The organism is Longibacter salinarum (assembly GCF_002554795.1).
Lineage (GTDB): Bacteria > Bacteroidota > Rhodothermia > Rhodothermales > Salinibacteraceae > Longibacter > Longibacter salinarum.
The window spans coordinates 163,786-178,730 of the sequence record NZ_PDEQ01000007.1 but is presented as its reverse complement, the minus strand read 5'-3'; the positions used below and the strand labels follow the sequence as shown (position 1 = coordinate 178,730).

At 55.0% G+C, this 14,945-nt stretch carries 9 protein-coding genes; 5 read left to right on the top strand and 4 right to left on the bottom strand.

Features of this window, described 5'->3' with window-relative positions; genetic code table 11:
- The first annotated feature begins 343 nt into the window (after positions 1-343).
- Positions 344-682: a hypothetical protein gene (locus CRI94_RS14100; protein WP_098077064.1), complete on the top strand. Its 339-nt coding sequence runs from the start codon at positions 344-346 to the stop codon at positions 680-682.
- Positions 683-1,222: 540 nt separating this feature from the next.
- Here CRI94_RS14100 and CRI94_RS17760 read toward each other — a convergent pair.
- Positions 1,223-2,758 carry a T9SS type A sorting domain-containing protein gene (locus tag CRI94_RS17760; protein ID WP_179862325.1) on the bottom strand — a complete coding sequence of 512 codons (1,536 nt, stop codon included), beginning with the start codon at positions 2,756-2,758 and terminating at the stop codon, positions 1,223-1,225.
- A 1,695-nt stretch (positions 2,759-4,453) separates the two neighbouring features.
- Entirely contained in the window at positions 4,454-7,426 is a 2,973-nt protein-coding gene (locus tag CRI94_RS14090) for a T9SS type A sorting domain-containing protein (protein WP_179862324.1), read from the bottom strand.
- Between the two features lie 55 nt (positions 7,427-7,481).
- On the opposite strand from CRI94_RS14090, the gene CRI94_RS17755 reads away from it, so the two are divergent.
- On the top strand, positions 7,482-7,937 hold the full coding sequence (locus CRI94_RS17755; protein ID WP_179862323.1) for a hypothetical protein: 456 nt from the start codon (positions 7,482-7,484) through the stop codon (positions 7,935-7,937).
- 521 nt (positions 7,938-8,458) lie between these two features.
- Here the strand turns inward: CRI94_RS17755 and CRI94_RS14085 are convergent.
- Together CRI94_RS14085 and xrtX are read right to left on the bottom strand one after the other, a co-directional pair.
- Entirely contained in the window at positions 8,459-8,899 is a 441-nt protein-coding gene (locus tag CRI94_RS14085; RefSeq protein ID WP_143815418.1) for a hypothetical protein, read from the bottom strand.
- A gap of 74 nt (positions 8,900-8,973) precedes the next feature.
- Positions 8,974-9,513, bottom strand: coding sequence for an exosortase X (gene xrtX, locus CRI94_RS14080; RefSeq protein WP_098077230.1), 540 nt, complete (start codon positions 9,511-9,513; stop codon positions 8,974-8,976).
- A 415-nt stretch (positions 9,514-9,928) separates the two neighbouring features.
- On the opposite strand from xrtX, the gene CRI94_RS14075 reads away from it, so the two are divergent.
- The 3 genes from CRI94_RS14075 (at position 9,929) to CRI94_RS14065 (ending at position 14,906) form a co-directional block, all read left to right on the top strand.
- Positions 9,929-10,510, top strand: coding sequence for a polysaccharide biosynthesis/export family protein (locus CRI94_RS14075; RefSeq protein ID WP_098077051.1), 582 nt, complete (start codon positions 9,929-9,931; stop codon positions 10,508-10,510).
- Between the two features lie 50 nt (positions 10,511-10,560).
- Entirely contained in the window at positions 10,561-12,972 is a 2,412-nt protein-coding gene (locus CRI94_RS14070) for a GumC family protein (protein WP_098077047.1), read from the top strand.
- A 131-nt stretch (positions 12,973-13,103) separates the two neighbouring features.
- Entirely contained in the window at positions 13,104-14,906 is a 1,803-nt protein-coding gene (locus tag CRI94_RS14065) for an ABC transporter ATP-binding protein (RefSeq protein ID WP_098077044.1), read from the top strand.
- The last annotated feature ends 39 nt before the right edge of the window (positions 14,907-14,945 follow it).

Here is a 14,945-nt window from a genome sequence, read left to right as displayed (position 1 = left end):
ACTGTAACTGTCGGCTCACCAGCGACTTACACCTTGGTGAGTATGTGGATTAAGGGTTTGCGTGCGTTATGGATTAAGCCTGTGACGCGTAGATGATCCCAAATACCTCGTCATCTCTCTGTTAATGCGCCAAAAGAGACGCACCACATAATCCAATATAAAGAGAGCGCATCTTCGCGCAGAGCCAATGTGCAGGTGACGTCCGTTCAGATTGTCTCCACGACGAAACGTCTTCCAGAACGGTATAACGATACTGTTGATCATGTCGTGGCAACCGAACGGGCCGATGCAGGCACGTGTTATCTATTTCCAAACTTCATTCCACTGTCTGCCATCGAGTGCCATGACCATCAGCGAAGATGTCAAAGCCGCGTTACGCTCCCTCAACGTCAGCGTGGACGAGGCGGAGGTGGCGGCCAAGGGGATCGCCCTGTCGATCATCGAAGAGAGCCAGGAATCCGACACACCGCTCGAAGGAATGGTCTACAACGTGTGGGGCCTCTACAACGACGGGTCCCCTAAATGCCGACTGACGGCCCCGCACGATGACGACAACTTTGTCTTCAGCGGGCAATTCCGCGTCGAGGATGAGGAATCCTTTGTCGTACGCCGCCAGACGATATCACAGGAGGACTTCATGACGGCCATCAAGGAGATCCGCCAGCCCCCATCGCCGTCCTAGACCGATGAGAGCCCATTTCGCGACGCTTACCCCCGCCTCTCTGTCCTCCCTCTCTTCGACCCACCCTGCTGCCCGAAACCACCACGCCATCGATCCAGATGCGTATAGGCGCTAAATGACCTCGTACATCCGTAGCGTTGCGCCGGAAGCGGGCCACGTCTCCAGCCGCCTGGCGGAAGACACGCATGGGCCACATGAATCCAGCGCACGCTCTGCGTCTCCAACGCTGCGCATGCCCACCCCAACCTTCCGAGCAGCTATCGAATCGGGGATGCTTGGGTGAGAAGAACACCCCGTGAGCCCCATGCCAGCAAAAGACAAGGCCGTCCGCTACGTTCGTTCATAATGGGGTCATCCTACACCCGTATGTGAAACGACCCGACGGCCACGCAGTCTGTGGGTGCAGTCTGGAATCCTTCTACATGCGAGCTGGCAAATAAAAAAGCGGCCGATCTCCGTGAGGGGATCGGCCGCTTGGCTATGTGACTGCCCAAAGGCACCGCACGAGGCGGCGCCAGGACAGGGTCTGAGGAGCAGCGGTTAGCGAACCACGACTAGCTTCTTCGTCGTCGCGAAGCTTTCGCCGCGCATCCGGATGAAGTAGACGCCGCTTGCGAGGCTGTTCACGTCCACCTGCACCTTCTGGAATTCGCCCGTGACCCGCGGCGTGTCGTTGTAGAGCGTCCGTACGCGCTGACCGAGCGTGTTGTACAGCTCGATCGTAACGGGCTGGCTCTTATCAACCGCGAAGCGCACCGTCGGCTGCTGACCATTGGCGACCGGGTTCGGGTAGGCTTCCAGCTTGTACGCATCCTGGATGCCGACCTTCACATCGACCGTCTCCGAGTAGGATGTCTTCCCGTCCACATCCACCTGGCGGAGGCGGAACGTGTGCGTCGTGCCTTCCTCGAGGTCCTCCACGCGGAAGCGGTAGGACTGCTGCTCCGTCGTGGTGCCGTTTGGCGCCTGCGATGCGACGAGCGAGGAGACCGTCTGGTAGCTGCCGTCGACCTTCTGCTCGACGTAGAACCCGCTGTTGTTGCTTTCGCTCAGCGTCGTCCATTCGAGGAGGACGGTGTCTACACCTTCCCGGGTACCGTTGAAAAAGGCCAGTTCGACCGGAAGAACGTCTGGCGTCGATGTGAACTCACTCGTGTTACCGGAAGCGTCCGTGGCGAGAGCAACGACCTCGTCCGTTTCTTCGACCGTCACCGAACTTGGCGGGGTAATCGTCGCCGTTACGAACGTGCCGGCATCTGCCTCGGCATAGAACGTCGACCCGAGGAACGTACGTCCCTGCGTCGCGCCGCCGCCGGACGTTCGATACAGGTCGATCGCCAGACCATTCGTACCGAAGTCGCAATTCGCTGGATCGCAGTCGACCTGATACCGAACCTGAATATCCCCGGATTGCGTGAGCTCCGTCTCAGCAGCGCTCAGCTCCGGAAAGTTCTGAAGCTGGTTCGGCCCGGTGTCGCTATCCTGAGCGTCGTTGGCGGTCTGCCCATCATTACCGAGGTCGATACCAACGGCAGCGTTCGCGAAGATGCTATTGCCTCGCATCGCATTTCCCTCCACGGTACCTGCGCCTCGCACGGCGACACCGGCACCATTGTTATTCGCTACCACATTCCCGGCCCCGCTGGAGGGCGACGGGTCTCCCGGAACCGTGCCTCCATAGGCATAACCGACGGTGTTACCGGACGCCGTATTCCCACTCGTTGCAACAATGCCTACGCCGTTGCCTCCATTTCCGACGTTATCGCCGGCGAGCGTCTGTCCGACGTAATTCGCTGCCACGCTCACGCTACTCGCATTCTGGACAAGAATGCCATCACCAGCGTTGAAACCGACGACGCTCCCCCCGCCGGCTGCCTCACCAACGATGACGTTCGAGGCGGTAATTCGAATACCGGGGCCGTCGTTTGACAGGTCATTAGCGGCATCGTCCGTCCCCACATAGTTCGCCGCAATGACGTTACGCTCACCTTCGATAGCAATGCCGTAACTGCTGTTGAAGCCAATAATGTTGGCGTCGGCTAGGAGAGAGCCACCGACTCGGTTTGCATCGGCCAAATCCGCAGGCGACGAAGCTACCCGGATACCACCGGAAGAATTACCAATGTTGTTGCCTGAAGCCGAAGCCCCAATCAAGTTACGGAAAACTTGATTTCTTGCACTGTCATTATCGATCGTCACCCCAATACTATTTCCGCCGATTACATTACTGTCAATCACATTATCAGATCCGAACTCAACTTGGATCCCAGTCGAGTTTGGGAAAGAGACAGACGTAGAAGAGACGCCGATATAGTTATTGCGAACATGGTTCCCGTTAGAAGTGGATTGGTTCGCGCGTCCTATACGTATACCTTCTTCGTCGTTTCCTGCAATGATATTGCTCTTTTCACCTCGGCTAGCGCCCCCCACAACATTGGACCCGACCTCTAAAAATACACCTATTCGATTGGGGATTGCCACCGACTCAGAACCATCCAGGCCGATCACGTTGCCAACCACCATGTGACCGGTGCTCTCAAGAGCGATTCCCGTTGTTCCGTTTCCACTTATAACGTTGCCGTACGTAACCCCACTGCTGCTAGTATACCCAATCTCAGAACCAGTACCAGACGGTATCAAAATCCCAAAAGCAGAGTTACCACGGTCTTGGGAGGCAGATGCATCCAACCCGATGATATTGCCACCAAGGCGAACGCGTGGGTCAGGTCCATTGAGAAATACCCCGTTACCGCTATTCCCTGAAATGACGTTTCCTCCATTTGGGTGAGCATCAGTCGCTCCAATTACGACGCCGTTGCCCTGAACCTCGATACCATTATTCGCATTCCCTGAGACAGTGACCCCATCTGGCTCAAGTCCAATATGACTGTATGATATGCGCACGTTGGTTCCGGCTCGAACGTCGATACCATCATCTGCAAAATCAACGAGAGATAGCGCTTCTATCACAACATCATCTGAGCCTATCTCTAATCCGTCTGTCCCCGATGGCGTGCCTCCCCCGTCCAAGACAATGACGGGTTGCTGATTCGTCGCGTATCCCGGGGCGGAACGCCCCAAAATTTGGACCGGATTATTTATGTCCAACTCCGTTGAGACATTAATTCTTGCCACCCCACCGGCACCTGTAGGAATCGATGAGAAATCTATAATATCTTGAACGGGGTCACTGTTCGCCTCTTGAAGTGCCGCCCTGAAAGTACAGGTGCCTAACGTACTAGCACATACGCCATCCCCTACGGAAGCATCTGCCTCATCTCCACTAGAATCGACGTTATACGTAGACTGAGCAAACAGCAGTCCTCCCCCCATCCCAAAAACAGATAAAAGGACAACAAAAAAAACTGATAAGGTGCGCGAAAATACAGTCGTCACAATCGAGCTCATATCATCTTTGCGTTGTTAGCGGTACGCAATTCGAGGATTTGGTGCGCCGAGGTCGGAGTACATTATGCAATGGACCACGTAAATAACATTTCTTTAAACCAACATCATCAACCTCCCAGATCCACCTTTTTCATCACGGAGGCGGACACTATACAGCATCCGTTCATCATATCGCGGTTTCATTTACACAATCCGACTCCTGAACACAACAAGAATTTACTATCCTCAACAGAAAAAACAAAGTTTCAGTTCATCTCGACACTATAAATGTATGAGACTACAACAGACCGTCACGCAGCATAAAAGGGTCGCTCCCCCGAAGGAAGCGACCCCTTTGTTATGAATTGAGACTATACTTGATGTTTAGCGAACCACGACTAGCTTCTTCGTCGTCGCGAAGCTTTCGCCGCGCATCCGGATGAAGTAGACGCCACTTGCGAGGCTGTTCACGTCCACCTGCACCTTCTGGAATTCGCCCGTGACCCGCGGCGTGTCGTTGTAGAGCGTCCGCACGCGCTGACCGAGCGTGTTGTACAGCTCGATCGTAACGGGCTGGCTCTTATCGACTGCGAAGCGCACCGTCGGCTGCTGACCGTTGGCGACCGGATTCGGGTAAGCTTCTAGCTTGTACGCATCCTGGATGCCGACCTTCACGTCGACTGTCTCCGAGTAGGACGTCGCGCCGTCCACATCCACCTGGCGGAGGCGGAACGTGTGCGTCGTGCCTTCCTCGAGGTCCTCCACGCGGAAGCGGTAGGACTGCTGCTCCGTCGTGGTGCCCGCGCCTTCAATCAGCGAGGAGACCGTCTGGTAGCTGCCGTCGACCTTCTGCTCGACGTAGAACCCGCTGTTGCTCGTCTCGCTCAGCGTCGTCCACTCCATAATAGCAGCAGATTCACCATCGAGCGAGCCCGTGAAGGAGCCGATCTCAACAGGTAGCACTCCGTTGGGCGAGATCACCAACTCGAACCGAGTCCCGGGAGTAGACTTAGAGGCCGAGGCCGTCATGATCTGAGGCGTTGGAGCAGCCTGAAGATCCGAAGATGACTTAGCAACAGCATTCGAGCACGTCGTGTTAGCCGTAAGCTGGAACTGGTAATCATTTTGAGACCGTAGATCAATCACATCACCCGTCTCGGTATCGCGAAGCGTGAGACCAACCTTGTCCGGAAGGTTTTTAATCTCTGGCCACGTGAGGGTAACGGTGCCGCTGAAAGGAAGTCCTCCCACACATCCGCGTGCAACGGTCTCAAGTGGAATTGAAGTCTCTTTCGTGATCTCGGACGGCAAGGCGTTGATACTCAGTCCTGTACCATTATCCAGCGTCGTAAAGATAGAGAATGCTCCGCGCGATCCGCTAACCGGAGCGCCTAGTTCATACGCGTCATACCGGTCTTTTTGGATCGTTCCTCCGTCAAGGAGGGTGAGATAGGCTGATCGTTCTTGGCCTGCCATCTCTCCTGCAATTTTGATCACCGGTGGCTCGAAGGTTTCAGACTTTTGAAAGAAGTCGGATGTATTTGCTTGAGCCGTCGTGATATCGTCGATCGCAAGATTGAACGTCGCTGGAAGACTCGTATTATCCGTTGCCTTCACCAAAAAAGACTGCTGAGGCGCGATGTAACCGTTTGTAAGATCCCCCGACCCTCCCGAGTACGTAAGGAATTGCCGGTTAATTGGATCCCAAACATAGACTGCATCGTCAAGGTTGGTTTTCGTCAGTGCATCCCAGGATATCGTCGCGAGATATGGATTGCTGAGAAGATTCCATCCCTCATCGATATCCACCTGATCGTTTCCAGCTTGAGCTCCATCGCCATTGTCCGTAACGGAAATCCCCGGGCCATCAGCGGTGTAATCAAATGATTTGCCGTTGTATGGCTCAAGGTCAGAGTCTAAGAGCTTCGGGAACGTCTCCCCGGCCGTTACGGAGCCGTCAAAATTGTCATCGCCGTATACGTACACAAGGTATCCGCGTCCGGAGACGGTCGCATCCGAAATTGCACCGATAGAAACGTAACCGTTATCATCAATGCCTGGCTGCGACTCGTCCATGATGCGAACATTCGACGCAGAAGCGGGAGCATTTTCACCATCGGAGCCGACAAAACCCTGAGTCCAGAGGTCATTCGTACCGGTACCGAGCTCCAAAAATGCTTCGAACGTGTCGTTTGTGCCCGTACTAGCTGGACTTCCGATAAAATACCAGCTGGAAGGACCCGTCAGTTCACGCTGCTTGACAATGTCACCTCGAATTTCACCATCCAGATTCCCATCACCTGCTCCGCTCAAGTCGTCATCTATATACGTCACGAATGCTTCAGCATCATCAACGCCTGTCTCGGCACCCTTCGACACAAGCGTCACTGATCCACGCTCGGTATCTAGGATTCCACCAGACATTTTGAGCTGATTCAGGAGCGTCACGGAAGCGTCATCGCTTACTGTACCAGCGAACCCTAGACCACCTTGAACGATATCTAGCTGGTTTTCGACGGTAATGTCCGCACCCGGATTAATTGAGACATCAATATCTGATGATCCCGTACTCTCAACCGTCACATCAAAGAATTCGAGTGGCTCCGTCGAGGTGATCGACTGGGAGGTGCCCTTAAAGAAGACGCGTTTCCCACCGGGGAGAAAAATGCCGTTATTCACCACATCCCCCGTAATAATAATGTCGGTGTTGTTCAGGACGAACTGGACATTACTATCATCACTGCCTGGGTCAATATCCAGGCTTGTCACGTTGGGTATATTGGTGTTTCCTTCGTCGGTTGCGATGACGACGCGTGTGTCCTGATCATCAACTTCTACAGGACCCAAATCTAAGGCACCGAGCGCACGGACATCTTGCTCGCAGTCACCGTCTGAAGTCGACTCGCCGCCATTTGACGTGCATGTTGACTCAGACGGATCGTACGTTCCTCCACTCCCAGTATTTGTCTGTCCCGTGAATATTGTTGAACTTGATGTAGACGGCGAATACGTAGCACTAACACCAACACTAAAGTCATCGTTGATGATCAGCGATCCCCCAGACTGCACATTCAGTTCTTCGCTTTCGATCGAAAGGAAGCCATTCACCTCGAAAAGAGTACTAATGCGAACGTAGGTGTTACCAGTAATCTGAACCTCACTGAACACCTCTCCACTGGCCAGTAAAGGTTTGGATGACGTAGACCCCCCGTTATTGAAGGTTAGCTTGTTCGTGTCAAAGCCCGCCGTACCAATAATTGAAAAGTCAAACCCCCCGTACTTCATCTCTGAGTCTTCTCCACCAGGCGTTCCGTATTGGCCACCAGACTCAACCGTCAGGTCTCCCTGTACCTCCACTGGAGTCGATCCAGAAAGGGCTCCATCTGGGTTTACAGCAGCACTCCCTGCCACTGTGAGATTTGAAAAACTATTACCCCCAGAGAAGGACCCGCTTAACGACTGCGTGATCAAATCAGAATCGCCATTGAAAGTAACGGTTGAACCGTTCCCGGAATTAGTGGCGGTGAAAGTTCCGGTATTGGAGAAATTACCGCCAACCTCTAATACGCCATTTTCACCAATCGTTACCGTTCCGGAATTTGTCAGACTAAAACCCACACTGAGTGTGCGACGTCCCACTGTAGTTTCTGCACCAGCCGAGTTTGTTAACCCACCGGTTATCGTAACATTACCAGACCCAACAGGTGAGAGATCAAGTGTGAAGCTACCGCTATTTGATACAGATCCATTAACCGTAAAGCTTGAACCTGACCCTCCATTTATAAAAACAATTCCATCGTTGGTGGCATCACCGTCGGTATTGTTGATCGTTATGGCACCGACATCCAGGCCCGAAGTTGTAACCTGAATCACATCCCCCTCTAAAATGGTGACATCCTCATTTGCAGCGCTCGGATACCCATCTCCATTATCAGAGCCGGATGTCACATCCCAACACTGAACATCCGTCCATGTCCCATCACATGAGGATGCCTGGGCATCGCTTTCAAATGTCGCCTGTGCCTGGGTGGTCTGGCCACCAAGCGCAAACAGGACACCGAGAAGTACGACCAGTGCGAGGGGCCCCATGGATGGAACGCCTCCGAAGACAGAGCTCCGGACCTTGATTGGTATATTTGTAGCTGATTGTCTCATTTGAGTCTGCGGGAATCTTGACTGATGAACGGCGCGATCGCGTTGAAAGCTAGTCGGCCTACAAACCAATAACTATCTACGCAAGAAATAGACCATCGAACCGATGACTGGATCGTCCTGCGTGCTCTATCGAGTTTGTGGGAGTCGGAGCACCGCGGAGTTGCGTTGGCAAAATAGCAATTCAGTCCGCAACATAACGTCCTTGGACAGTGAGATCAAGCCGGGCTAGCACACTCACAAACCAATACGCTTTACATATGCAAAGATCGGAAAACCGAGACTGTATGCATCCAGAGCATACAACTGGACTCCGTGTCCGAAGTAGCCGAAGAAGGTTAACCCTACAATGAACCCAGCCAAGGAGAGAGCGACGAGAACCGCCAGCAGAATATGTCCAGCAAAGAAGCCCAACCACCAAGGCCGATCTGGTGCAATTCCGACGACAAAGAGCGCCGGCAGCAAGAATTTGACGCCGGCGGGCGGGCGCGTTACAATGGAGTTAAGAGGGCCTTCGACGCTTTTTCGGGTCACCCGTACGCCCCGACCACTGGTTTTCACCGTTGCACCGGGATACGCCTCCGCAATTTCCGAAAGCACTGGGTAGACGACTCTATTCCCCCAACCGTTACGCACTGGCTGCCATAACGCAAAATACGAAACGACAATCAAAGACATCACAGTGAGCCGTAATGTCCATTTCGCCATCGCCGAGGGCTGCGGTCCGTACGTGTACGGTTGGGATGTATGTATCACGCCGGAGCAGATTCAAGCTGAGAAGAGAGGGATTTCGTGGCTCCTCCATAATTCACCCAGACAACCCAGAGTCCGAATACTGCAACATAGAAAATGGTCGTCAGCCCGAAACCGTGAAGTGGGTCGAATGCAGCAGGCCAGTACAACTGAGCCAGTAGCATGATTACAATTCGAAACACGTTGGTAGCATAAATTGCCAATATACCGAGTGGGATAAAAATCATTCGACGCCACCATCGTCCCGGATAAGCCACAACGAACCCGATAAAGAGGCCGACTGTCGTTAGTCCGTTGCATCCGTTTGCAATTTCAACCCCACCGGCTCCCGCAGGGACTACATACCTACCCGAACTAAAGACATCAAAGCCGAAAGCCGTCATTACCATGTCCGTCATCCAAGCGACATTTTTCGACAACCAGGCATCGAGACGGCCGTCCGGTAGCAGCCACAGGTCATACGCGACATACCACATTCCGTAGATGGCGAGGGCCTTGCCTACAAATGTCCAAATCTGGCGGGAGGATGAGGAAGACATTAGAATTGCTCTTGTGGGTGAACACATGCTGGTCACACGGGTCGTCGCGATACGACCGTTGGGTACCGGTGATCCCAACATCGGTCACTCATTTCAGCACACCAGCACCCTATACCCGTCAAAATGTACGCCGTAGCGCCCGACGCCTTCAGTGTATCACGAAAGACACACCAAAGGCCCAGCTGATACACCGGGACACACCCGTGCACCCCGAGACCAGGGTTCCCATCTTCCTCGGCCCCCCATCTTCCTCAATGCTTCGTCCCACGGCGTAGATTTTCGGGCACTCTGGCATCTTTTTTCTACAATGAGATGACGCTGTATGTCTTCAGCAGAGTAGTCTAGACAAGTCATGTCTGCTGGCGAGACGACACGGCTCGAATCAGACGGAGCCCTTCCATTTCCTCACCACGATATGTCCGTTCTCCGACCCACCGCTGTTTCCGGAATGACCGCGACGCGCTCGTGCGAATTCTGGGCCTGGGTTCTTCTTTTTGCGTGCCTTCTCTCGACCGCCGACGCATCTGCTCAACGGTTCGGCCGAATCGAGGATACGCAGTCCAACGTGGCATACTTTTATCACGCTCAGCCGGGAGAAGCGACCGTTCAGGTTTCCGTCTGGGGCACGATTCCTCGCCCGGGTATTTACGAGGTCTCCGACAGCACGGACCTCGACAAGTTGCTGACAATGGCCGGCGGAGCTCCGGTCGAACCGCGGCAGGCGAAACGAGACCCGGCCACGATCACGGTGCGAGTATACCGACCGAATAGCACGACGGGTACGTCGCCTGAAAGTGACAGGACCCTTCAGTTCGAGGCGAAGCTTGACGAGATGCTAAATGGGAGCGTAGTCTACCCGACGCTTCGGGATGACGATATCATCGTCGTGGAAACCATTCTCCCCCGCCAACGCTTTACGTGGCGAGATGCAATTTCTGTCTTGTCGAGTGCCGGTACGCTTACGTTACTCGCCCTCCGCATCTTCGGTCGCCGTTAACATAGTGACCGACAGGTCTTCCACTTCCTACCTGTTTGGATTGTCTCTTCATGTCGCCCTCGTCGAACATGTCATCAAATGGACACCGTCCCGCCGGTGGGCCCGTGAATGGTATCGCCGGGGCGTCCCTCTTCTACGACGACAATCCGCAGCGCGGATCGCAACTCCACGAACTGCTCGGCACGCTCTGGCGTGGCAAGTGGATAATCCTCGGCGTACTTATCGTTGTTCTTGCCGCAGGGACTGCTTACACACTAAGCATTCCGACAACCTACCGGACGTCGAGCCTCTTGCTCGTCGATAAGCAAAGCCAGAGTGGAGGCGTCGTCGCTCAACTCAGCAGCCGTGGCCTTTCCCCCTACTCGGCCGAGAGCCGAACACTACAGAACGAGCTGTTCGTGCTACAGCAGTCCATGACAATTCCCAATCGTGTTGCGGACAGCTTGCTGGCCCTTGGAAGGCACCCCGAAACGGGGCGCCCCATTCAGATGCTTTCGGACGTAGAGGGAAATCGCCTGAGTCAAAATCAAATTGCACACAGGGTTCGCGGCTCGATCCGTGCCGGCACCTACGGGGAGCAGTTCGATGCCATCCGTATCGTCGCAACGGGGCGCGACGCGGCCGATGTCGCCCTCGTAGCCAACATTTACGCCGACGAATACATCCGGCGGACAAAGGAGAAAGCACGTGAAAGCCTGCAGGCCTCGCGTGACTTCCTCGAACGCCAGGCGGAAAAACTGAAGGCAGAGGTCCAGGCGGCCGAAGGTGAAATCGAGAACTACATGCAGCGTGAAGGCGCCATTGCATTAGACCAGGAGTCCGGGCGCATCGTCAGTGACATTGCCCAGATGGAGGCAGAACAGCGTCAGCTACAGATCGAATTGCAACTCGCGCGAACATCGCTCGATGAAAAGCGGAGTGAACTTGAGAAAATCGAACCTCAAATCTCCGACCGCCTTTCGTCTACGACCGGAGACGTACTAGAGTCGGTCCAGGAAGAGAAGGCCCGCCTTCAGGCCCGAATCGATCAAATTGAGCGTGAGAACCCGAACCTCGGTGCGGGGGGGACCCTACAGCGTGACCTCCGACGCATGAAAGAGAGGGTCAGCCGCCTGCAAGAGCGTGCGGACTCGCTCGCCAGCAAATACGTGAACGAGAGTCTCGCTGCAGGCGGCGTGGGTTCTCAGTCTGGTGAGAACAGTCGCAGTCTGACCTATGTTGTCGAACAACGTCGTGCGATTGCGCAACACCGAATCGAGGTAAGCGGACTGGAGGCCCGCCTCGACGCGATCCAGAACCAACTCGAACAGCGTCGCGCGGCACTCAAAAATATTCCCGAGCAGTCGATGGTGCTCGCCCAACTTCAGCGAGAACGCCGATCGACGGAGCGCATCTACGGGATGGTTCAGGAAAAACTTCAGGAAACCCGCCTAGCGGAAGAGTCGGAAATGGGGTATGCCGAAGTGATCCGTCCCGCCGGTTATGGTACCCCCGTTTCACCGAGTACGCGCACGAACCTGCTGTACTCCTTCATGATCGGTCTCGTCCTCGGTGGCGGCATCGTATTAGTCCGCGAGCAGCTCGACACACGAATCCAGCAACCGGATGACCTGCGCCGCCACGGGCATCAGATCGTCGGCGTGGTTCCATCGATGGATCAACTGATCGAGGGAGAGTTCGAGGGCCAGAGCACGATATTGATTGACGGGCAAGAGATTCAAACGTCTCTCGCCATGCTCGTGAGCCCAATGTCGGCCGTCGCGGAGTCATACCGGCGGATTCGTACAAACCTCCAGTTTTCCCGGCCAGACAAAGAGCTGCGCACGCTGGCGATCAGCAGCGCGGAGAAAGGGGAGGGAAAATCCACGACCTCATCGAATCTCGCCCTTGCGCTGGCCAGCGCCGGAAAAGATACGCTGCTGGTCGATGCCGATCTTCGTCGCCCGCGCGCCCATGAACTAATGGGACTGTCGCGCTCACCCGGGCTCTCACATCTTCTTTACGATGACGAAGTGGAGGTTGATGACTTCGAAACGGAAATCGACCGGCTCTGGGTGCTTCCGGCCGGGGAATCCGTCCCCAACCCCGCCGAGCTGCTCGGCTCGGAACGGATGCAGGACGTGATCGAGAACCTGCGCGAGCGGTTTGACTACATCCTGTTCGACACGCCACCCGTTTTGCTCTTCAGCGATGCCCTCGCTCTTGCCTCGCACTGCGACGGCACGATTCTCGTAGCATCTGCCAACCGGACGGATGGTAGAGCGTTCGATCATGCGGTTGACCTCCTTCACGATGTGGAAGCCGACACCATCGGCTGCGTACTTAACCGTTACGACGCCTCCTCCTTCTTGCAGGGATACGGCTATAATTACGGATACGCCCACAGCTACAAGCGTCTGGAAGAACACTACGCGGAAGACCCGAACACCGGCGGACGATTCTCCTGGCTCCACAAGCTCTAAATCCCCACTTCCCCAACCTGCAGGAGACAATCCTGCAATAGTCGCTGAGCCGGACGACGACCGCTGAACAACGGCCTTCTCGCGATCGTCCTGCGCTCTTGCTCACTCCAATTTGCATCACAGCATAGCCCGTGCGCACCATCCAAGACATTGTCCGGTACCTGAGGATCTACCGTCGCTATATCGGGCGGCGGATGTACCTGGTTTTTGTTCTCACAGTGGCGACGGCGCTGGCACAGGGGTTCGGCATTACGCTGCTTCTCCCGCTTCTCCAGGCATCCCAGACGACCAGCGGTTCGCCAGAGAACATGAGCACGGCGGAGCGCCTTCTGCAGGACCTGCTGCAGTGGATGGGAATCGCCGACTCGATGACGGGCATCCTCGGGTTTATCGCCGTGGTCTTTATCGGGAAGGGCTTGCTCCAGTTCGCAAATGGCGGCTATCAGGGCTACCTGCAGTCGCGGCTTCTCCGCGAACTGAAGCGGAAACTCTTCGATGCCTACCAGCGGATGGATTACCGGTATTACATTGAGCGGAATACCGGACACTTCATCAATGTCATCAATCAACAGGTCAATCTGTTCTTTAGCTCGTTCAGCAGTTTCGCGAGTTTTCTTACGCAGGTCGTCACGACGATCAGTTACTTTGCCTTTGCCTTTGCGATCACCTGGAAGTTTTCGCTGATGGCGATTGGTGTCGGTCTCATTCTGTTTGGACTGTTTCGTCGCCTGAATGTGTACGTCCGCGAGCTGTCGAGGAAGCGGTCGAGCGAAATGAGCCAGCTGAACAAATTGCTTGTTCAGGGACTGCAGTCCTTCAAGTACATTGCTTCTACAAATCAGGGGGGGCATCTTCGCTCTGGCGTGACGGAGAGCATCCGGCGGCTTACGCATTACATCTTCCGCCAGCGAATCGCCGGCGCATTTACGAGTGCTCTTAAAGAGCCGTTTTCGGTTCTCCTCATTGTTGGCCTCATCGCTATTCAAGTGACCGTCTTCGAGGCTCCGGTGGCTCCGATCTTTGTTGCGTTGCTTCTCTTCCACCGGGGTATGCAGGCGTTGATCAGCATGCAGTCCGGATTCCAGGCGATGATGGACCGGGCGGGAGCGGTTGAGATGGTCGATGATGAGTTTAAGGAGGTACAACACCATCAAGAGCCACAGGGAGAACATCGCTTAGCTCCTCTCGAGTCGTCTATATCCTTCGAGAACGCAACCTTTTCGTACGACGAATCCGAAGGGCCGGTGCTTCGGGATATTAATCTGACAATTCCGGCCAATACGACAGTAGCGTTCGTTGGCGAATCCGGAGCGGGGAAGTCGACGCTGGTCGATCTCGTTACATGTATGCTCAAGCCCCAGGAAGGCAAACTGCTCATTGACGGTACGCCGTCGAACGAAATTGACCTCGCGTCGTGGCGATCACAAATCGGCTACGTATCCCAGGAAACGGTTGTGTTCGACGATACGATCGCGAATAACATTTGCCTTTGGGCGGGCGATATTGAGGAAGATGAGGCGCTCCGCGAACGGGTACAAGATGCCGCGCGCAGAGCTCATGCAGATCACTTCATCCAGGACTTACCCGATGGATACCAGACGACCGTCGGTGATCGTGGCGTCCGCCTTTCGGGGGGGCAGCGTCAGCGGCTCTTCATCGCCCGAGAGCTGTTCAAGCAACCGAATCTGCTCATCCTTGATGAGGCGACGAGTGCACTCGACACCGAGTCCGAGCGCTACATCCAGGACAGCATCGACGCCCTGAAGGGCGAGATGACCGTCCTGATCATCGCCCACCGCCTGTCGACGATCAAAAACGTAGATCGGGTCTACGTCATGGAGGAGGGGCAGGTCGTGGAGGCAGGTAGCTATGAAGATCTCCGCTACCGGGATGAGTCTCGGTTCCGATCCATGGTTGAGATGCAGAGTCTGTAGCAGACGACTGTATTCTCCGATTGCCTATTCGTCCATATA

What these genes read in the sequence shown, in the direction of transcription:
- CRI94_RS14100 (WP_098077064.1), top strand. Translation starts at nt 344, where the DNA reads ATGACCATCAGCGAAGATGTCAAAGCCGCGTTACGCTCCCTCAACGTC.
- CRI94_RS14085 (WP_143815418.1), bottom strand. Translation starts at nt 8,899, where the DNA reads ATGTCTTTGATTGTCGTTTCGTATTTTGCGTTATGGCAGCCAGTGCGT.
- xrtX (WP_098077230.1), bottom strand. Translation starts at nt 9,513, where the DNA reads ATGTCTTCCTCATCCTCCCGCCAGATTTGGACATTTGTAGGCAAGGCC.
- CRI94_RS14075 (WP_098077051.1), top strand. Translation starts at nt 9,929, where the DNA reads ATGTCCGTTCTCCGACCCACCGCTGTTTCCGGAATGACCGCGACGCGC.
- CRI94_RS14070 (WP_098077047.1), top strand. Translation starts at nt 10,561, where the DNA reads ATGTCGCCCTCGTCGAACATGTCATCAAATGGACACCGTCCCGCCGGT.